The sequence below is a fragment of the Mucilaginibacter sp. MD40 genome, assembly GCF_002288635.1.
Lineage (GTDB): Bacteria > Bacteroidota > Bacteroidia > Sphingobacteriales > Sphingobacteriaceae > Mucilaginibacter.
Genome location: NZ_NRSW01000001.1, coordinates 4,065,226 through 4,086,719, shown reverse-complemented (window position 1 = coordinate 4,086,719; position 21,494 = coordinate 4,065,226). Strand labels below are relative to the sequence as shown.

19 protein-coding genes are annotated in these 21,494 nt (G+C 41.7%); 13 read left to right on the top strand and 6 right to left on the bottom strand.

All coding sequences use genetic code 11. The features are described from left to right. Window positions 1-11 precede the first annotated feature (11 nt). The 10 genes from CKK33_RS18360 to CKK33_RS18315 all read left to right on the top strand — a co-directional run bounded on the left by CKK33_RS18360 (window position 12) and on the right by CKK33_RS18315 (window position 10,650). A complete protein-coding gene (locus CKK33_RS18360) occupies window positions 12-386 on the top strand; it encodes a hypothetical protein (RefSeq protein WP_095705510.1) in 375 nt (124 codons plus the stop codon). A gap of 126 nt (window positions 387-512) precedes the next feature. Next, window positions 513-935, top strand: coding sequence for a hypothetical protein (locus CKK33_RS18355; RefSeq protein WP_095705509.1), 423 nt, complete (start codon window positions 513-515; stop codon window positions 933-935). 39 nt (window positions 936-974) lie between these two features. After that, the gene (locus CKK33_RS18350) at window positions 975-1,235 is read left to right on the top strand and encodes a heavy metal-binding domain-containing protein (RefSeq protein ID WP_233138261.1); all 261 of its coding nucleotides are present in this window, start codon (window positions 975-977) and stop codon (window positions 1,233-1,235) included. Window positions 1,236-1,295: 60 nt separating this feature from the next. Then, a complete protein-coding gene (locus CKK33_RS18345; protein ID WP_095705508.1) occupies window positions 1,296-2,570 on the top strand; it encodes an efflux RND transporter permease subunit in 1,275 nt (424 codons plus the stop codon). Further along, window positions 2,567-4,459, top strand: coding sequence for an efflux RND transporter permease subunit (locus CKK33_RS18340; RefSeq protein ID WP_095705507.1), 1,893 nt, complete (start codon window positions 2,567-2,569; stop codon window positions 4,457-4,459). The genes CKK33_RS18345 and CKK33_RS18340 overlap by 4 nt, the downstream gene beginning before the upstream one ends. Before the next feature lie 4 nt (window positions 4,460-4,463). Further along, the gene (locus tag CKK33_RS18335) at window positions 4,464-5,696 is read left to right on the top strand and encodes a TolC family protein (protein ID WP_095705506.1); all 1,233 of its coding nucleotides are present in this window, start codon (window positions 4,464-4,466) and stop codon (window positions 5,694-5,696) included. After that, on the top strand, window positions 5,671-6,939 hold the full coding sequence (locus CKK33_RS18330; protein WP_095705505.1) for an HlyD family efflux transporter periplasmic adaptor subunit: 1,269 nt from the start codon (window positions 5,671-5,673) through the stop codon (window positions 6,937-6,939). Before CKK33_RS18335 ends, CKK33_RS18330 begins: the two co-directional genes overlap by 26 nt. Then, the gene (locus CKK33_RS18325; protein WP_143822997.1) at window positions 6,905-8,182 is read left to right on the top strand and encodes an efflux RND transporter periplasmic adaptor subunit; all 1,278 of its coding nucleotides are present in this window, start codon (window positions 6,905-6,907) and stop codon (window positions 8,180-8,182) included. Before CKK33_RS18330 ends, CKK33_RS18325 begins: the two co-directional genes overlap by 35 nt. 986 nt (window positions 8,183-9,168) lie before the next feature. Next, the gene (locus CKK33_RS18320) at window positions 9,169-9,825 is read left to right on the top strand and encodes a metal-dependent transcriptional regulator (RefSeq protein WP_095705503.1); all 657 of its coding nucleotides are present in this window, start codon (window positions 9,169-9,171) and stop codon (window positions 9,823-9,825) included. Between the two features lie 630 nt (window positions 9,826-10,455). Then, window positions 10,456-10,650, top strand: a complete 195-nt coding sequence (locus CKK33_RS18315; protein ID WP_095705502.1) for a hypothetical protein — start codon at window positions 10,456-10,458, stop codon at window positions 10,648-10,650. Between the two features lie 274 nt (window positions 10,651-10,924). Here the strand turns inward: CKK33_RS18315 and CKK33_RS19570 are convergent, their stop codons facing one another. The 6 genes from CKK33_RS19570 to CKK33_RS18290 form a co-directional block, all read right to left on the bottom strand. Next, complete coding sequence (locus CKK33_RS19570) at window positions 10,925-11,083, bottom strand: hypothetical protein (protein ID WP_158223477.1); 159 nt, start codon at window positions 11,081-11,083, stop codon at window positions 10,925-10,927. Continuing rightward, on the bottom strand, window positions 11,080-11,841 hold the full coding sequence (locus CKK33_RS18310) for an HAD-IIB family hydrolase (RefSeq protein ID WP_095705501.1): 762 nt from the start codon (window positions 11,839-11,841) through the stop codon (window positions 11,080-11,082). Before CKK33_RS18310 ends, CKK33_RS19570 begins: the two co-directional genes overlap by 4 nt. Window positions 11,842-11,889: 48 nt before the next feature. Then, complete coding sequence (locus CKK33_RS19565) at window positions 11,890-12,045, bottom strand: hypothetical protein (RefSeq protein ID WP_158223476.1); 156 nt, start codon at window positions 12,043-12,045, stop codon at window positions 11,890-11,892. A gap of 303 nt (window positions 12,046-12,348) precedes the next feature. Then, a complete protein-coding gene (locus CKK33_RS18305; protein WP_095705500.1) occupies window positions 12,349-13,527 on the bottom strand; it encodes a retropepsin-like aspartic protease in 1,179 nt (392 codons plus the stop codon). 48 nt (window positions 13,528-13,575) lie between these two features. Continuing rightward, window positions 13,576-15,753: a SulP family inorganic anion transporter gene (locus CKK33_RS18300; RefSeq protein ID WP_198952501.1), complete on the bottom strand. Its 2,178-nt coding sequence runs from the start codon at window positions 15,751-15,753 to the stop codon at window positions 13,576-13,578. A gap of 598 nt (window positions 15,754-16,351) precedes the next feature. After that, window positions 16,352-18,031: a hypothetical protein gene (locus tag CKK33_RS18290; RefSeq protein ID WP_095705498.1), complete on the bottom strand. Its 1,680-nt coding sequence runs from the start codon at window positions 18,029-18,031 to the stop codon at window positions 16,352-16,354. A 748-nt stretch (window positions 18,032-18,779) separates the two neighbouring features. Here CKK33_RS18290 and CKK33_RS18285 point away from each other — a divergent pair. From CKK33_RS18285 to CKK33_RS18280, 3 genes are read left to right on the top strand one after another with little or no spacing between them, the layout of a single operon-like run. Beyond that, complete coding sequence (locus tag CKK33_RS18285) at window positions 18,780-19,193, top strand: Fur family transcriptional regulator (protein ID WP_095705497.1); 414 nt, start codon at window positions 18,780-18,782, stop codon at window positions 19,191-19,193. Between the two features lie 49 nt (window positions 19,194-19,242). Beyond that, on the top strand, window positions 19,243-19,419 hold the full coding sequence (locus tag CKK33_RS19655; protein ID WP_198952500.1) for a hypothetical protein: 177 nt from the start codon (window positions 19,243-19,245) through the stop codon (window positions 19,417-19,419). A 17-nt stretch (window positions 19,420-19,436) separates the two neighbouring features. Continuing rightward, window positions 19,437-21,464, top strand: a complete 2,028-nt coding sequence (locus CKK33_RS18280; RefSeq protein ID WP_095705496.1) for a heavy metal translocating P-type ATPase — start codon at window positions 19,437-19,439, stop codon at window positions 21,462-21,464. Window positions 21,465-21,494 lie beyond the last annotated feature (30 nt).

The following is a 21,494-nucleotide window of genomic DNA, read 5'->3' as shown; positions in this document are numbered from 1 at the left end:
ATATTTGTGTATTGAAAAAAGTAATTGCCATATTACTCGTATTTGCTTATGCAATCTCTGTTTACGGGGTTTCCGTAAATAGATTTTATTGCTGCGGGCAACTTTCAACCGTCAGTATTGCTAAAACTGCACAACTGAATTGTCCGAACAAGTCCGATCCTTCTTGTTGTAAAACAACTAAACAAGAGTTTAAGATAAAAGACAATCATGTCTTTGCAAAAGCAAGCTCCATTGTATATGTACAATTTGCAGTAGTAATTGCTGAGTATTATATCCAAATACCTGCTGAAAACATAAGCGTCAAAAATGCCATGGCTTATAATAGTCATGCGCCGCCAGCCACTCAGGATGCGCTTTACACACTGTTTTGTACTTACAGAATCTGATTCCTTTCTCCTCTTTTCTTACGGTTTAATGGAGCATCTTGCTCTTAAACCTACAAATCTCTTTTTTTATTAATCAAATTTTGCTGCAAACTCATGCAGTGGGATATTTATTTAAATTTTTAAAAAATGAAAACTATCACATTTTCAACCATATTGCCTGTATTGTTGTTTTCAACAACACTTATTCAGGCTCATAGCTTAAATGCTAGCAAAATCCTTTCAAATAGTACTGTCATTACTGCCGTTCAACAACATCAACCTTCTGAGTATAAAGTTGTGGATAGAGGCGTCATCATCATATACGAACGTGAGCGTCCCGGAGGTAAACTTAATCTTTTTAAACCCGTTGTTTCTTATTATTTCAGCTTGAAAGATTCGGAAAAGATACATTCGCTTACCCTGGAAAATTTGAAAAATATATACAGGGACGGTAAAGCTTTCGACTTGATAGATGGCAACTTCAGGGCGGATAGTGATTTGTTTTCTTACGATGCTTATCACCATCAGTACCGAATCAATTATTATCTGTCAAAAATTAATCATTCTTAAGGGATGCGCGTCTATTTGTTCATTTTCAAATTAAAAAAAATGAAAAAAGTAACCCTGATGGCTATGGCCATTCTTTTCTCCGGTGCAACCGTATTTGCTGGCAGCCTGCCTGTCAAAGCTTTATCAGACACGACCAAAACAAAAAAGGTAAAGCCAGTGGTGAAACCTGAAAAGGTACAATACACCTGCGGTATGCACCCGGATGTATTAAGCGACAAACCGGGCAAATGCCCTAAATGCGGCATGGAACTGGTAAAAAAGGAACCAGCAAAAAAGAAAGCTGAAACAATGAAGATGTAATTCATTTAAGCCCGTCCCTCTGCCACCTGGCGGATAGGCGGGCTTATCAAAACCTTTAAGATGATCAATCAACTTATTACCCTGTCCTTAAAAAACAGGTATATCGTATTACTGATCGCCATTGTGCTTTTTGCATGGGGAGCTTATTCCGTAAGAGAAAATCCTATTGATGCCATTCCCGACCTTTCGGAAAACCAGGTAATCGTATTTACGGAATGGGAAGGCCGCAGCCCGCAGATCATGGAAGACCAGGTGACTTACCCGCTGGTGAGTAATTTGCAGGGCATCCCCAAAGTAAAGGCCATAAGGGCCACCTCCATGTTTGGGATGAGCTTTGTCTATGTAGTCTTTCAGGATAATACAGATGTATATTGGGCACGCAGTCGTGTACTGGAAAGGTTAAGTTATGCGCAGCGTTTGCTGCCGGAAGGCATCACGCCAACCCTCGGGCCGGACGGAACGGGTGTGGGCCATATCCTGTGGTACACACTGGATGCTAAGGGAATTGACCTGGGCGAACAGCGGGCCTTACAGGACTGGTATGTCAAATTAGGGCTGCAAACCGTTCCGGGCGTAAGTGAAGTAGCCTCTTTCGGTGGCTTTGAAAAGCAGTACCAGATCAATATAGACCCGCATAAACTCAGCTATTATAATATTCCCCTATCACAGGTATTAAAGGCTGTTAAAAGCAATAACAATGATGTGGGCGGGCGCAAGTTTGAAATGAACGGCACCGGTTATATTGTCCGTGGCCTCGGGTATATCAAGAGTTTGCAGGATGTAGAAAATATTTCCATCGGAACCATCAAAACCATACCTGTCAGGGTAAAAGATATTGCAACTGTTCAAATGGGCGGTGATCTTCGCCTGGGCATATTTGATCAGAACGGTGAAGGGGAAGCGGTTGGCGGTATTGTCGTCATGCGCTACGGCGAAAACGCGGATAAGGTTATTCATGCTGTTAAAGATAAAATGGCCGATATCCAAAAAGGCTTACCGCCGGGTGTGAAATTTAAGATCGCTTATGACAGGAGCGAATTGATCGAAAACGCTATCGGCTCTGTCAAACATACGCTGATCGAGGAAATGATCACGGTGTCTATCATCGTTATCCTGTTCTTATTGAGTTTAAAAAGCGCTTTAAGTATTATTATTCAAATTCCCATTACCATTGCCGCCAGCTTTATCCTGCTCAATGCTTTTGGAATATCCTCCAATATCATGTCCTTAACGGGTATCGCTTTGGCCATCGGGGTGATCGTAGATAACGGGATCGTCATGGTAGAAAACTCGCACCGGAATTTATCCGCTGCACAAGAAAAAGAAAAGTCATGACTACAGCAGAAAGAATTAAAATTATAGAAGCATCCTGCAAGCAGGTCGGACGTGGCGTGTTCTTTTCTACGCTGATCATCGTAGCTTCCTTTCTCCCGGTATTTATGCTGGAAGGACAGGAAGGTAAATTGTTTGGCCCTTTAGCCTGGACAAAAACCTTCATACTGGCTATCGATGCGATCCTCGCAGTTACGCTGGCCCCGGTACTTATTTCCTTTTTTCTGAAAGGTAAATTGAGCTCAGATGACCGTAACCCATTGAACCGTTTTTTGGAACGCGTTTACCGGCCCATTTTAAACTGGTGCATTACCTGGCGTAAAACGACAATAGGAATTAATATCATAGCACTGTTGATCAGTATCCCACTGTTGTTGAGTTTGGGCAGTGAATTTATGCCGCCGCTCGATGAAGGAACGATCCTGTTTATGCCGGTTACCTTACCGGATGTATCCAATTCTGAAGCCAAGCAACTGTTGCAGGTACAGGACAGGATCATTAAAAGCATACCGGAAGTAAAGAATGTATTAGGAAAAGCAGGCCGGGCAAATACTGCAACCGATAATTCTCCGATCAGCATGGTGGAAACCATCATTCTGTTAAAACCTACCAGCGAATGGCGCAAGGGTATTAAAAAGGAAGATATCATTAATGAACTCAATAGCAAACTACAAATACCCGGCGTAGTGAATGGCTGGACACAGCCTATTATCAACCGGATCAATATGCTTTCTACAGGTATCCGTACCGATGTGGGATTAAAAGTATATGGTCAGAATTTGGATACGATCTATGCCTTATCCAATCAGATGAAACAGGCTTTGCAAGGCATTAACGGTGTTAAAGATCTGTATGTTGACCCGATCACCGGCGGTAAATATTTGGATATTCAGGTCAACAAAGATGCAATTGGCAGATATGGACTGAGTGTAGATGATGTGAACGAGGTCGTGGAAAGCGCATTGGGCGGGATGAACCTGACACCTACTATTGAAGGGCGCAGGCGTTTCAGTGTTAACCTTAGACTTGCGCAGGATTACCGGAGTAACCTGGATGAGATCAGGCGCACCTTAGTTCAAACGATGAGTTATGGTCCGATACCATTGTCTTCCGTTGCAGATATTAAGATCAGCGATGGCCCGGCAATGATCCAGTCTGAAAACGCACTATTACGGGGCACCGTACTATTCAATGTACGTGATCGCGACTTGGGCAGTACGGTAAAAGAAGCACAGGACAGGCTTAACAGCATGGTGAAAGCGCTGCCTAAAGGATACTTTATTGAGTGGAGCGGCCAGTATGAAAATTTGATCAGGGCAGAACGTACCTTAAAGCTCATTCTTCCTATTGTATTGGTTATCATTTTTGGCTGCTTGTATTTTGCATTCCACTCTATCAGGGAGGCATTTTTTAGTTTGATTAGTATTCCTTTCGCCTTGATCGGCGGTGCATACATGGTGTATTTCTTCGGGGTGCATTTATCCGTTGCGGTAGCCGTCGGCTTTATCGCGCTTTTTGGTATCGCGGTAGAAACGGGTATCGTAATGGTGATCTACCTGAACGATGCGATGCAGCAGTTGGTCGCCCTGAAGGGAAATTCCAAAGAAACCATTACACGTGAAGATCTGCGCGTTTATGTGATGAATGGGGCAGTGAAACGCTTGCGGCCAAAACTCATGACCGTTTGCGTGGCCCTGTTTGGTTTAGTGCCCGTACTCTGGGCTACCGGAACAGGAAGCGATGTGATGCTGCCCATAGTGCTGCCGATGATCGGCGGGGTATTAACTTCTTCCACCCATATTTTACTCGTTACCCCTCTGATCTTTTTAATGGTAAAGGAATACGAATTAAAGAAGCATGGCCAGCTGGAAGTATTGGAGGTAAAGGAATAATATCATGAAAAAAACCTATCAAGTTATATTTACGATGCTCATCTGTTTCGCGGGCGTAAGTACTGTGAAAGCACAACGGCTCTCTTTAGACAGCGTTTTGGCACGTATTACCGCTAACCCGGCGTTGCAGGCTTATGATGCCAAAATCAGTGCACAGGATGTTTATGCTACAGGCGCTAAAAGCCTGGATGCACCAAAGATCAGTGCAGGGCAATACCAGACTCCTTACCAGGTCAACCCTAATACAGGTTCCTTTATGGTCCAGGCCGAGCAGATGTTCACCAACCCGGCGAAGCTCCGGGCGAAGCAAGATTATATGAAAGGCATGTCTAAAGTAACCGCCGAGGATAAGAACTACCTGAAAAATCAACTGATCGCGCAGGCAAAGCAAAACTATTACGATCGGGTCGTGCTGGAGAAAAAACTGGCTTTATTGCAGAATACGCAAAGCCTGTTAGAGTATATGCTCAAGGACGCGAATATCCGGCTTACCTATGGCAAGGAAAAGCTTCCTAATATTTACAAAGCCAAAGCAGACTTGTATCAGCTGGATAATATCCGGGAACAATTAAACAATGAGATCAGCCAGAAGAATATCATGCTCAATACGCTAATGAACCGGGATAAGCAAACGCCGTTTACAGTGGATACGAGTTTGGTATTAAAGGATTACGAAACTGCTGTAACAGATACTGCAAGCCTTGCAAATGCCCGCAGTGATATTAAAGGGATCAGCCGGAATATTGATTTACAGCAATTAAATGCACAGGTGGAATACAGCAAGCGCAAGCCCGATTTTGGTATCCAGGCAGGGCATATGTTCAGCTATGGGGGAATGGCTAACCAATACATTTTAATGGCTTCGGTAACCATACCTATCGTCCCCTGGGCATCCAAAGAATATAAGGCCAATCTGAAAGGTATCCGGTATGAGGTGGCTGAACTACAGCAAAAGAAGCTGGATATGCTGAACCAGGCCGAAGGTCAGCTGGCCGGTTTAAGAACAGACATGGGCAGCAAAAAAAGGCAGCTCAAAAACTATAATCAAAATATCATTCCTGCTTTGCAGAATACTTATAAAACATCCCTACTCGCTTATGAACAGAATACCGGCGATCTGGCATCGGTATTGGATAGCATCAAAGGCTTGCAGTCAGCCCGGATGGATGCTTTAGATCGCTTACAGGAATTATTAACCTTACAGGTAGCTTATGAAAAAGAAAATGAAAGGTATTAGGATCATATTGACCAGCCTGCTGTTAAGCACGATGTTGATCAGTGCCTGCTCCGATAAAAAGAAAACACCTGTTGCAACACAGGTAAAAAATGATGTCAAATATACCTGCCCGATGCATCCGCAGATCATGGAAGATCATCCGGGTAATTGCCCCATCTGCGGGATGACCCTGGTTAAAAAGTCAGGCCAGGACAGTGAAGGGTCAGGCATCAGTCTGAATACAGTATTACAGCCTGTTAATTCATCGGTAATTGCCGACATTAGTGCAATTAGCCCTGAAGAAAAGTCCATTCCAACCCAAATAACGGCCCAGGGATACCTTGATTTTGATTCCCGGACATTTAATAACCTTGCGGCCCGTTTTTCGGGGCGTATCGAAAAGCTCTATATCAAATATGCTTTCCAGGAAATACATACCGGCCAGCGCATCTTTGATATTTACAGCCCGGATATGGTTGCCGCGCAGCAAGACCTGATTTATCTGAGCAAAAACTCAGCAGCGGAAACGGGATTGATCAATGCGGCCAAACAAAAACTACTGTTATTGGGAATGACCATGCCACAGGTGACCCAGGTAATCAAAAGCGGTAAACCGTTTTATAGTCTGCCGGTGTACAGTCCCTATGATGGACACGTACATGATATGCCGCATAGTCAAATGGGCGGCCCGGCAAATCAAAAAGCCGCTTCGGACTTTTCCAATAACCTGCCTTTAGCCATTAAAGAGGGCATGTATGTCGAAAAAGGGCAGAATATTTTTAATGTGGTAAACCCGCATCAGTTATGGGCGATCATTAAAATCGACCGCTCTGTCATTGCCGGTTTGAAATTAAACCAGCCTGTAGAGATCACCCTGCCGGATATGCCGGGTAAAACGATCCGCGGTAAAGTCAATTTCATAGAGCCTACTTTACAAGATGGTGATAAAACCACCAGTATCCGGGTTTATATAGACAATATGGATCATGCGCTGAAAGTAAATAGCCTGGTCAAAGCCACCATACAAACCGGGGAAACAAAGGGTCTATGGATACCAAGATCGGCATTATTGGACCTTGGGAGAACCCAGGTAGTATGGCTAAAAAAAGGCGCATCATTTCAAGCTCATCAGGTTCTTGCAAGTGTTAAAAATGGGAATGAAATACAAATTACAAAAGGTTTATCTGTTACGGATAGCCTGGCCTCAGATGCCCAATATTTAACAGACAGTGAAAGTTTTATTAAAACATCAGGCAATGAATAACAGGATCAAACAATATATATGGCTAAAAGCATTTCGATTATTAGCCTTTTCATTACTGATCGCTGCGCTGTTCGCCGCCTGTAAGCAAAAACCACAGCCGGTGACAAAAACGCAAAGCAAAGCTTATTATACCTGTTCCATGCACCCGCAGATTCATGAAGACCATCCGGGCAATTGCCCGATCTGTGGAATGAAGCTGATCAAAGTCGAACTTGCAGGCGGCAATAGCGGTGCCGATATGAACAAGATCACTTTAACTGCCGCACAGATCCAGTTAGCAGGTATCCGGACGGACACGGTTCGGGAAGAAAATGTCGGGCTTGAAAAGACACTGACCGGAACGGTAACCACTAATGAAAATACTGCGTCAGAATTAAGCGCCAGGATCGCAGGCCGGATACAGCAATTATTCGTCAAAGCTGTCGGCGAAAAAATAGCAGTGGGGCAGCCGGTGTATTCCATTTACAGTGAAGACCTGCTGGAAGCAGAAAAGGAATACCTGCTGGCCAAACAGCAGCAAAAAGTGCTGCATAACCCGGATGTAGATTATCCACAACTGATCAGTGCTGCCGAAAATAAATTACAATTATGGGGCTTGTCTCCGGCACAGATCAGGAACTTAGCAGCTTCTGAAAAAGTAGCTGCGACGACATTTGTTTTAAGTAAAATCAGCGGGACAGTGAGTGACATAACCGTTCATGAGGGAGATTATGTAACCGAAGGCATGTCGGTACTGAAAACGCAAGCATTAAATAATTTATGGGTGGAGGCTCAATTATATGCCAGCGAAACCGCAAATTATAAAGTAAATGACCGCCTAAATGTTTCCTTTCCTGATTTGGGCGGACAGGTCATCGCCGGTAAGATTGAATTTATTAACCCTGAATTATCGGATGCCTCCAAAGTAGATTTGATCAGGCTCAGTGTTCCTAACTCGCAGGGCCTGATAAGACCCGGAATGATGGCCTATATTTCCATTGCCAATGGCAAACAGCGTTCGTTAGCCGTTCCTGCCGCTGCTGTTTTAACCAGCGGAAAAGGCAATATGGTTTGGATTAAAAATTCCGATGGTAGCTTTTCACCCAGGATGATAAAAACAGGGTCTGGAAATCCAAGCTATATGCCTGTCCTTTCAGGTTTAAATAAGGGGGATATTGTTGTAACGGGTGGTGCCTATTTATTGAATAGTGAAGCAATATTTAAAAATGGAAATGATAACAGCATGAGTGGAATGAAAATGTAATCTCGATGATAATTAGCAGGAATTATTGGGTAATCGCTTCATTATTTCTTTTCCTTTTTTTGCCATAATTTAAGCCTTTAACATGCTAAATAATATGATTACTTTCTGTAGTGTTATATATTATCAACGGTAAAACGAAGTAAATTTATTAACATGATTCACCGACTAGCTTTTGATGGAATAATTGCCATGAATGTTCACTGAAAGTAACATTGTAACTGTAGATCCTTACATAGATGATATTAAACACATGCGAACTCGACTGTAAATTAAAAAAATACTCCAGATTGCCAATATGTGCAATTTTGCTTGTTGCAACCGGTGGTAACGCCTATTTGTTGAAGGAGCCATCTTAAGTGTTGGGGGCGGCCTTGAAGATTTAGTCAATCCATAATCCAACCTCACTTAAGCCCAGTTGTGGTTATTGATACCTGACTGGGCTTTTTTTATATTCCTTATATTGATTTAAATGGAGAGATTTAACTTTTGTCTTTCTACTCGTTGATATTATATGCTGCAATGCCCCAAATATTGTCTTAAATGGAATCGTTAGGGACTTTGATTCTGAAAACTTTTTACAGGATGTGGCAGTACGGATGGTGAGACAAGTACCGCAAGTGACTTATTAGGAAAATTTAAAATCACGGTTGAGCTTCCCAATTTAAACAGCAGAGTATTCGCTTTACAAATGTGGGATACAAGCAATTATTTCTAAATTATACCAGCAATTATACCTTGACATAGAATTGCGAGCAAGTTATGTAGAACTTGCAGAAGTCAGAATTGTGGGCACGGGCTCAGCCATATTAAAAAAGGCTATAAGTCGTATTCCTGCTAATTACCCGCAAAAACCTTATATTTAATAGGCGCAATGCGGCTGCAATATTTAAGGAATCGGTCAGATCTATTCAATAGTGATGCAATAGTAAAAATATATGTGCCCTCATATAATGCAAATAAGTGGGAGGAAGTAAAACTGTATAATCATGACAAGCACATTATCAGAAGAAAATTACTTAAAGGCTATTTTTCATTCAAGCAGAAACAGCAAGGAGAAGGTCAGTATCACAACGCTGGCCGCATCATTAGAGAATACTGCAGCCTCCGTAATTAGTATGCTCAGAAAATTGACGGCTAAGGAATTGGTTGATTATGACAAAAAGAAAGGTGCAAGTCTAACGACTGCGGGTGAAAAAGCAGCGATAGATATTGTCCGGAAACACCGGTTGTGGGAAGTTTTATTGGCTGAAAAACTGGAATTTTCCTGGGAAGAGATACACGATATCGCCGAACAGTTAGAGCATGTCCATCACCCGGAATTAGCGGACCGTCTGGATAAATTCCTGGGATTTCCTCAATTCGACCCGCATGGCCACCCCATACCGGATATCAAAGGCAACATCTCGAAGGTATCGGGGAAATTATTAGCGGATTCGGCTATTGGAATTGAGTTAGAAGTTGTTGGTGTGAAAGACAGTTCATCCATGTTTTTAAATTACCTGAAACAGCTGAACATAAAAATCGGATCAAAACTTATGGTCGAGCAAATTATTGATTTCGATCAATCCGCCGTAATTAAAATCAACAACAGCAGCATTATTAGCGTTTCAAGAAAATTTTTGGAAAGTATATTGACAACTTAAACCTCTTCCGAAAGTAATGGCCCGAAATAAAAGGAAAGGGACGGCGGCAAATCGTACAGTTCATTATACACGAAAAACTCAACCGCGCCCCTTATGGATAAAAATAATCCGAATTTTCGGAATGATCATCCTGGCCATAGGTATGTTACTGATCATAGTTGAAGCGATTTTACAATACTATCATGTGATCAGCAAACATTAACGATGACAGCATTTTATTATAAAACTATTTTTTGCCGATTTACTGGTCTACCATCATGAACATGATGCGATAGACCTTTATGAAAATTGACCACTCCTTTTATAAAGGTAAAGGTAGTGGCTTTATAAAAATTACCCGGTATGGCAAGTGTCGGCAGTTTCGGCGGATAACCGGAACAATATGTAATCTCAGTAGACGCTGACCGGCTAAAAGTTAATCGCCTTTCGATCACCGAAATATTTACTGCATTACAAAAGAACTAAAGCAATACAGGCGGTGGTTATAAAGTAATTTGATCAAAATTTACAGATAGTAATTTGATTTTTTGGCAATGAATTAGTTGTTAACTTCTAACTTTTGTTGTACACCGATGAAACTTATTGTTGGTTATTCCTGTTATTTAATAATTACCAATATAAAATTTAATTATGACACCAGGAAATCAAGAACAGCCGGAAAAAGATCAGCACCCGGAACATCACGAGCACAAGGAGCACCATGTACATCCCGAACACCATGAGGCACCGGGACACGAAAACGAACCGGAACATCACGATGAGCCGGAACATCATCAGGAAGAGGAACATCACGAGGAATCGGAGCACCATATTAAAAAACCCTGATCTTATCAAAAGGCCCGAACAGAATATAGGGCCTTTTGATTTTATTATGCGATAACCCAATTACGCCTCTGAATCTACACCACTATTCATCGTCTTTAAGTTTACTAATTTTTTGCGGCCTAAATTGTAATGACTTTGAACGCCTGTTGGTTATCATTTAGCTTCCAGTCGCCTGGTGGAAACTTAAATAAACTGTTCTCTAATATGTTTGATTAGAAATTTGGTATAGATCATATCAAACTGGTTGCCGGTCTTTTTCATATTAAGCGTAGCCCTAATTTATCCGGCTGCCTTCGCTGAAGTAGCATTCATCTTTGACGGCCAAACGATGATAAGCCGCATATGTGCTGACGACCATGCCTAAATAAATCAACGCTTTGCTGCGATCGTACAAAGCAAAAACAAGAGACAAATAAAGTATGCTGGTTCTCATTTATTCGTGTTAACTCCGGCTAAACAAGCGATTATTCCCTCTATCACACGCTTGGTCTCTTCCGGATCCCGCACTTTAATGCAATCCGCTCCGGTCTTGCGGACAGGCTGATCATTACCTCCCGGAATCAGCGCGTCACCTAAAAAGATCATTTCCAAGACACTTATCTTCAGAATATCCCTTAACTTATATATTCCATAAGCTTTATCTATTCCAGGTTTAGTAATGTCAATAGACGTTGTTCCACCCATGTGTACGGAGAAGCCGGTTAACTTCGCATCCAATATCGCTTTGATCTTTGCGCGTTTTGAAAAGTCAGGGTCCCATCTGCTTTTTTCGTTCAGTGGTGCCTGCTGCCCTAACCCTGAGAATGTAATTTGACTACCGCGATCCTCCGTCTGTTCTCCCCAAAGTTTGCTGAACGTTATACCTGATTGTGCAAGCGCCCCGTTTAGGCTATTTGTGATTAGTTCCTTCTCGGTCTTCGAAAAATTTTCAGCGTAGAGCGGTTCCCAGCGCGTGGTGTAATGGTAGAATTTTGTTCCGCAGGTCGGAAGGATCGACAATCTTTTTAACAGGTTGTTCTGCGGAAGTTTCGCAAGTACCTGTTTTTCAAATTGCGGCCAGTCTCCGCCAGAGATTACGGCGACCTTAGCCGTAGTGAGTAAGCGGGTTAGCAATTCCGCCATCTCAGTGTCAAGCGGCGCCTTGCTTTTAGCTAAAGTGCCATCAAGGTCAAATATGATTAGTTTTTTCATTAATAATGTTTAAGAAGTTATTCAGACCGGTAGTTTTGTTGGGCAACACTACAGATAAGGCAGGAGTATTTTACCCAATAAAGCGATGCCAATCAGAATAGATAAGATAATATAAATGATCCCCTCCCAGAAGGACGGAAATCTTATATTTTTAAACCACGCTCTTTTTCCTTCCCGCTTTTTTGGTTCGTTTTGATCTTTCATAGTGCTATTGATCGTTTAGTTTTGAATAATATTGGACAGGACATTAATGCTGAACGTAATGATCGACATATAAAACAAAAAGACGGGTTACTTTGAAAAGAGGCGAGCATGCGTATTATTTTATCTGAGATAGCATGTCCCAGGCGCCCCTTTCCCTTCGGCCCCTTAGTTGAACCCAGAGAAAGAACGATTTCCAAAAAACTGAGAATTTCAGCAATCGATATCAAAGAGATTATTGCTAAACCAGTTATTAATTCCATCTTATGTAGATTTGATTATTGATTATTTGAGTTTATGCATACTTTAATTTTTTGTGATCAATAATTTTCGGCTTTTGCCTTGTTGATCCTTTATCAAAATAATCGCGGATTCTTTTCCGGCCAACAAAGGTTGTTTGCTCGTGATCATCTCGCATAGGCTTACGCTCGGATAGGCTTTGCCGTCGATTTCTGTAATTTGTTCACCCGGTTTTACCGAATTCCCGCTCTTGTCCCAGATCAGCCCCACCACAAGTTTGCCGTCAGAAACCACTGGTTGAAAAGGCCAGGTCTTTCGGTTCAGGTCATGGACGGGTTTATGAGCATCAAAATAAAATTTACCTTTAATAAAGTCAAGCGTGACATTTCCATATTCTAAGAGCTTCGTTCCCATCGCCGGTAAGCCGCCTTTATTGGTTTCCGTAATCACATTATTGAAGCGTGCCAAGCCGATACTTATGGCACTTAATTTCAGCAGGTATTTATCGGCAACCGCCTGCAATCCGAAGAGACCGACACTGTTCGCACCATATCCTTTCGCTACAATGTCATAAACCCCTTTATTCTGTAATTGCTTCATATAGTCATCGGTAAAACGCATGAAATCACTATCGCCTGTATCGAACCCTAATAACATGCCGACGCCATGTTTCAATGTGACCTTAATAAAAGGATTGCTTTGCTGGTTGTTCTTTCCGGTAGTGATCATTGGCACACTGCTTTTAGGATTTAATTTTAGTTTGTCCGGCTGGTCGGTGATAATGACCAGCCTTCTATCGCCGGCGATGGTAATCATCGAATTTCTGAACAGATTACTGCCGATGACCCCCTCAATGTCAAAACACTTATAAAAATCCGATTCAACCACTACCGCCGGGATATCAACAAAATCGATATTACCCAATCGGATATGGCCCAATCTGACCACGGCTCCGGAATCAGCCACGCCATTAACGTCCCTGATCATGTTATTATAAATGAGGTCAGCTTTTAATTCGGCAGATAATCCCTTACTGATTGCAACAGGGGCACCTGTATCCAATAAAAACCTGCGCAACTTCCCGCCAAGTTCTGCCTTTATAATGATCTTTCCTCCGATGAATTCATAGGGCAGTTCGGCATAATAGCCTTTAGGTGCTGCGCCTCCCAGATTTAAGGTTTGTGATTGAGCCTGGCTTGACCTCAGGCAAAACAGGCTTATTATTAAAATTAAGGATATTTTCATAGTTTAAAGGATTAAATTTGTAATTCACTTACTTCAAATAGATAGGGGTCAACACCATATGAGCCCTTTGAATGCTATAATTCCGGTTGCGGTATCATAGTAAGCGGCTAAAAGGCCAACTTTACCTTCATGGTTTTGTTGCCGGATCAGCGGGCTGCCGTTTAAGATCTCCTCGATAGAATTGCTAATGTTAATGTGCTCCACCCGCTCAGAGAATTCGTCACCGTCAAAAACAGGGCTAATGTTTTTGGCTGTAACGATGGCCGGATTGATTTTCCTGGTAACAAAGCCGATATTCTCATCATCCATAGCATTTATCGCGGCGCCCACAGCTCCGCACTTGGAATGCCCCATAACAACGACCAGTTTTACCCCCATTTCCCTGATAGCGAGTTCTAAACTGCCGATGATCTCATTGCTGACAATATTGCCTGCTATACGGATAGACAAAATATCCCCGAGGCTGACATCAAAGATGATCTCTGGCGATGTCCTCGAATCGATGCAGCTGATGATCACCGCCATAGGAAATTGGCCTGATGAGGTCGCATTGACCTGATGCCGGAAATACTTCGCATTCCATTTTCCTTGTCTAAACCGCTCATTTCCGCTTTTTAACAAATTTACTATCTGTTCCGGAGTAAGTTGCTGTTGCGCCTGACGGTCTAACACATTAACAAACTGCACATGGTCTGACAGTTGATAAGCTGACCTGATGCCGATCATGTTCAGCATGATTTGCTTTTCCGGTGCGACCACATTCTTGTAATCATCGAATAATTCCAACACATCGTTATCAATAAAGTCAGCTTTACTACCATCAATAATAACATTAGAACCGGCCGGAACCGTTAACAGCGTATCTTTTATACCCGCCTTGTTTAGAAAGGAAACCTGACTGGGTAATTCCAGCCGGATCGTTTCACCCTGCTGGAGCTGGTTCCTTTCAAGCAGGAACGGATTGCTGTAATTGCTTTTTAAAAGATAGAATAAACTGACGGCCAGACCGATCAGGATGCCCATCAGCAGGTCAGTAAAAATGATGGCAGTGATTGTTACAACGAACGGAATGAGCTGTGTCCAGCCTTTCGCATACATCTCTTTAAAGATGGAAATCTTCGCCAGCTTGTAACCTGTCACCATTAATATGGCCGCTAAAGAGGCAAAAGGTATCAGATTGATAAAAGGACTTAAAAACAAGATCGCCAGCAGAAGGAAAATACCATGGATAACGCTGGAAGCCTTGCTTTTTGCGCCTGCATTAATATTGACTGAACTGCGGACGATCACCGAAGTAACGGGCAGACCGCCCGTCAACCCTGCTAAAATATTACCAACGCCCTGTGCGACCAGTTCTTTATTAGGCGGAGACTGCCGTTTATGTGGATCAATATTATCTATTGCTTCCAAATTTAACAGCGTCTCCAGCGAGGCCACAACAGCGATGGTGAACGCAGTTAACCAAACGTTGTAGTTGGTCAGTGAGGCAAGATCTGGCAAATGTAAGAAAGAGGACAGATCACCAGGCTTAACAGCAGGAAGCGCTACCAGGTGCTTTTGACCAAGATAAAGTATAGGTTTAAAAAAACGGAATAGTTGATTTATACCGATCCCAAGCAGCACAACAACAAGCGATGCCGGAAAAAATTTGATTTTTTTTAACGGCATGATGTCCCAAAAAACCAGAATCAGCACCGAAAGGAAACTGATAATAACGGCTCCCGGTGTAATATGAAATAAGGCATGGTATAAATGGGTAATTGTGTTCTCTCCATTAGCCTGTACGAAGGCAAAGTCATCCTGATGGCCACTATTATAACCAAAAGCAAGGGGTATCTGCTTAAGAATAAGAAGTATGCCGATAGCGGCCAATAGACCCTTAATGACATTGGAAGGGATATAGTTTGCGATAAAGCCGGCTTTGAATATACCGCTTAAAAACTGCAACGCACCGGCAATCAGCAAAGCTGATGAGAAAACTTCAAAGCCGCCCAGTTTGTTGATGGCGGCCAGAACGACAGCCGCCAAGCCGGCGGCCGGCCCGCTGATACTGGTTTGCGAACCGCTTATTGAGCCGACTACGATACCACCTATGATACCAGAAATAATTCCGGAAAGCAGTGGCGCTCCGGATGCCATTGCAATGCCGAGGCATAACGGCAAGGCGACGAGAAATACTACTAAACCTGCGGGTAAGTCGTGTTTGATTTTTGATAGGATAGTCATTATTTTTCTATATAAGAATTAAACGCACGGCTGTCCGGCGATAATTCACAGGTTGACTCTCACCGAAATATTGGGTGGGAAGATTAAATTGTTGATACATGAGATTTCCGCCGGGATCTTACGGAACTACAGAGAGCCTGAAAGGGCTCGGGAGAAAGGTTAAGCTAATATTTTGGGAGGCAACCAGACCGGCGCAGCTGCTACGGGTAGGTCGTCCTGATCAACGGAAAAATAATGACCAGCGTAAAATGTTGGGATGGCTGAGTGGTCCGCACAATCTTTATAAAGTGACGGAGTGCTGCAACAGGTACAAGAACAGAATGGGGAGCAATCATCAACTGTTGCCGAACATAGACTGAAATTCTTTAACGGGACCTGACGAACGGTCGGCTGGTCAGTTTTCGCTGCGCGGGAATCCATGCAGGGAACCATTACCAGCCACGTGATCATGATAAGTAAAAGATAACAGGCAAACTTCATTGCAGGCTAAGTTATAATAATTAACCGATGTTATACACAAAGTTACCTAAATTAGGATATGAAGCTGAAAACAAACTGGATTAATATACCAGCTATTTACCGTTTCAGCCAATTTCAATTATCGTTTTATAAGCACACCAGCGAAAATAGTTGTATTTGTTGGTTGAAAATGAGTGTTACCAGAGAGCGTAAAATGATTCCGGGCGACGGAAATCAGTAAAGAAACGTTATGGGTTATTTCGTAAGCACCGGAGGTCCCATAAACAAAATAATTTGCCCGGCCCGTTTTATTCTCGTTCTTCTCATCAATTGATAATAGGTTGTATCCAAAATAAGGTGCCAATGTAATAGCGTGTGCAGATTCGTTTAGCACAATGTCATTCGACAAATGAAAAGCATATCGGGAAAAATTAATTTTATCCGTACCTGTGTTTCCCGATCCTTCAAATTGAAAAAACAAGGATCTATATAGGCGAAAATACGTCCCTATCTGAAATCCGTATTTTACAAAATTTGAAATGTGTGTAGGTGAGTTTACAATATTAACCGGGAATTTTATAAAAGTTAACGAATAATGAAAATTATCCTTCGTAAAATAATTTAACCAACTGCTTTTTTGCTTTACTGAGTTCCTGTTTGTTCGTATGGTATCAGTTATATCAGCAGAAAGTTTGCTTAAATAATTATATCGCTCAGAATGACTAAGCAGTGTATCAGCTTTAAGCCAAATTGAAGAATCCCCTTGTTTTGAAATGTTTTGTGTTATATCATTTTCTTGAATTATATCCCCATAGGCAAATGGTTTGATATTGGATGTGTCTATTTTTGAGGTGATATAATTAGTTATTGTAGTTGGATTTTCATTTTTATAAATCGTATTACCTTTCATGAAGGCTTCTTGTATGTACCAACTATTACCTAAAGGACTATAAGCAATGTGGTACTGAAGCTTTGACTTGGGTAAAGTGCCATAGCGGGTAACGTTAAAATAACTAATGTCGGCACCAACAAAAGCATAAGTGGCTGTATCTATATATAAAGTTCCGCTGGTGGCTTTTTGCTTTTGAGTAGAATCTCTTTGCGAAAAATTGATGACATAAACATTCCTATCATGGTACATTCTGTTTTGCATCAACTGATATTGAAAGTCTTTTACTTTAGATGCTGTAATAAAAGGTTCTCGATTATTGATGATGTCGGCATGAGGAACTGTTAAATATCCTCCTATCCATTTTATAAAAATTAAAGATTTATCAGTAATGGTATCAATCTTATTTTGAATCAATTTTACATTTTCCTGCTTATTTGCATTATACGATGGGACATATATTTGCACGATAGCAACGCTATTGAATAGATCTGACCGGTTCCTTAAATATTGCAGCCCCATCGCGCCTGTTAATATATAGGGTCTTTGCGGATAATTATTCGGAATACGACTTATTGCCTTTTTTAATATGGCCGTGCCTGTACCCATAATTCTGACTTCGGCAAGCTCTACATAACTTGCTCTCAATTCTATATCAAAAGTATAATCACTGGTATAATTTAGAAATAATTGCTTATACCCTACATTCGTAAAACGAATACCCTGCTGTTTGAATTGGGTAAGTTCAACTGTAATTTTAAATTTCCCTAATGAGTCCGTTGCAGTACTTGTTTCACCAACCCGAACAGTAACGCCCTGTAAAAAGTTTTTAGAATCAAAGTCCTTAACACTTCCGTTTAATATAATTGTTTGAGCTTTGGCGTATATAGTTCCAAAGAGTAAAAAGAAAAAAACTAAACATTTCTTCATTTTATGAACATGTTAGCATTATAATTTTGAACTGGATAAGGTTTTGCGGTTATTATATATTTCGTTAAATTTTATCATTGTGATATTAATATATATGACGAAGTTGAAACATAAAAAACCAGTATAAACTAATAACAATAGTCTTTTTAATTCACAATGTAAAAAGATATTGACTTTGTGTCGCACCCATGTTGATTATTATAACTCTTTATAATATACTAAGTTGTCACTATTTATTAAAATTGTAGAAGATATACCAATGGCAATCTAATTTATGTGATCTTTTTTTGCACATATCTTGCGTTATAAGTGGAATTTACACAATAAAAAATATTTGTTTGGTTCTACAGCACGAATATTGCAATTCAATCTATGTGCGCTCTGATCTTTGTGCTGGAGCCTGACACCCTGCCAACATACTAGGGCCGTATCTGAATTTCTTTATTATAGTAGCCGCTGAATACGGCGAATTAACCTGATACCGGCATGTACGTCACTGTTCATATCAGCACATTCAGCAAACTAATGGTCGTTGTACCTGTTGAGGTAGTGGTTCATTCGGAAGGCAAATGCATTTATCTGAACTAAAAAGAAGTAAAGATGATAAACCCTATTTATCAAGACAAAGGGGATAGCTACATGCGCAATTAGACTATATAGATTACACCATTAGATACTGTCCGCCTAATGTATAAATAGCGACAAAAGAACATTATAGCTTAACGGCCTTGGAGCAAAGGGGCAAAAGATGAAAGAACTCGAACGCAGATTACTCGAAAAACAGATCAATCTAACTGCTATGCGGTTAGTGGTATTAGATTATTTAGTTAAACAAACTAATGCGGTTAGTTTAACTGATATGGAATTAAGCCTGGAAAAAACAGACCGGGTAACCCTGTACCGCAGTGTCAAAACTTTTGAAGAGCATGGATTAGTGCACCGGATCGATGATGGAACAGGTGTTACCAAATTTGCGCTTTGTCAACCAGCCTGTACCATCGACGGACATCATGACCTGCATGTGCACTTCTACTGCATCAATTGCCAGGAAACCCACTGCCTGCCGAAAGCACAGATACCGGAAGTCAAATTACCGTGTGGATACGAGCGGCAGGAAACAAGTTTGCTGGTGAAAGGCTTATGTTCAGAATGTAAGAAATAAATGCACTACGATTGCAGTTGTTTCTTGCTTAAATTTGAAGGAATTAAAAATGAGTGAAATAAAATTTAAAGGGTTTGATGATCAGTTAACAGATCTGCGGCCTGAAGTAAAAGAAAAGGCGCTCGAACTGGCTGCCGGTTATCTTGATGATGGAACCGATCCGGGAGTTGCTTTAAAGAAAGCAATTGCGGAAGCGGAGCTATGGTTTTTAGATTCAGAAGGATAATTGAATTAAAAAAAATTATGAAAGAGATTAAAAATAAGCAGACACCAATAATAACGGCTCATCCTAATGCGCCCGCTAAAAACGACAGTCCCCAGGTGAATATCATTAAAGATCAGGATCGCGAACTGAAAGCGGACGAGGGCGAAGATGACGAAGAAGTTCTTGATCTGAACAAACCCACTGAAGAAGAAGGCTGGCAAAGTCATTGGCCCCTGCTCACGGCATTAGCGATATTGCTGGTCATGCTGACGCTGGAATTTGGTTTTAAATACCAGCCGCCTTTTCCTTTTAATCTGATCATATTTTCGGGGGCATTCTTATTGGCCGGGTATAATGTTTTAGGAATGGCCTGGCGTAAAGCCAAACACTTTGATTTTTTTAATGAGTTCTTTTTAATGAGTATCGCCACATTGGGCGCTTTCAGTATCGGCTCTTACAGTGAGGGTGTGGCAGTAATGGTGTTTTATTCTATTGGAGAATGGTTCCAGGATGCGGCAGTAAACAAAGCTAAGAAAAGCATTAAAGCATTGCTGGATATCAGGCCTGATAAAGTAACCGTCATGCGTGATGGCAAAACATTGGTAAGCGACCCGAAAGAGATCAAAGTAGATGAGATCATCCAGGTTAAAGCCGGTGAAAAGGTTGCACTTGATGGTGAGCTTTATTCAGATGCCGCCACTTTTAACACGGCTGCCCTCACCGGGGAGAGTAAACCTGATACAAAAAGGAAAGGCGAAACAGTTTTAGCCGGGATGATCAATCTCGATAAAGTGTCAGAAATTCAGGTTAAATCACTTTTTAAAGATAGTAAGCTAAGTAAGATATTGGAAATGGTGCAGGATGCTACCGCCCGAAAATCACAAACGCAGCTCTTTATCAGCCGTTTTGCTAAGATCTACACACCTATAGTATTCGCGCTGGCACTATTGGTTTGCTTTGCGCCTTATTTTTTTACAGACCCTTACAATTTCTACCAATGGTTTTACCGGGCCCTGGTATTCCTGGTGATCAGTTGCCCTTGCGCATTAGTCGTATCTATTCCATTGGGTTATTTCGGTGGCATAGGCCTGGCCTCCCGCAACGGTATCCTTTTTAAAGGTTCAAATTTCTTAGACGTAATGACCACCATTAATACGGTTATTATGGATAAAACGGGTACGCTGACCAAAGGCGTTTTTAATGTTCAGGAGGTGGTTACCGATGGCTTTGACCAAAAAGAACTGGTCAGGGTCACTGCGGCTATCGAAAGTAATTCTACCCACCCGATTGCCAAAGCGGTAGTCGCCTATGCAGGCAAGGCTTTAGGTGATCTCAAAGCTAAAGATGTTGAAGAAATATCCGGGCATGGTTTAAAAGGGGTAGTTGAGGGTAAAACTGTTTTAGCCGGTAATGCCAAATTGCTAAAAAAATTCAATATCGCTTACCCGCCGGAAGTAGATCAACTGGTTGATACGGTGGTTGTGGTTGCCATCGATGAAAAGTATGCCGGTTATCTAACCATAGCTGATGAAATAAAAGAAGATGCCAAACAGGCGATTGAGCAGATGCACAGCTTAAAAATTCAAACAGTAATGTTATCAGGGGATAAACAAGCTGTTGTGGATAAGGTGGCTAAATTATTAGGGCTTGATAAAGCCTTTGGCGACTTGTTGCCGGACGGAAAAGTACAGAAAGTACAGGAATACAAGAACGCCGGCAGCCGGATAGCTTTTGTAGGTGATGGTGTAAATGACGCGCCGGTAGTGGCATTGGCTGATGCCGGGATTGCGATGGGGGGGGTGGGCAGCGATGCGACCATTGAAACGGCAGACATCGTTATTCAGAACGACCAGCCTTCTAAAATTACCGCCGCTATAAAAATCGGACGAATAACCAAACGGATCGTGTGGCAGAACATCACTATCGCCATGGTGGTTAAAGTCATTGTTTTGATTCTTGGCGCAGGCGGGGTAGCTAATTTATGGGAAGCGGTTATTGCTGATGTAGGAGTTGCGCTATTGGCGATCCTGAATGCGGTGAGAATACAGAAAATTAAGTTGGAATAAATCACGCATATAACTAAGTAACATCATAAC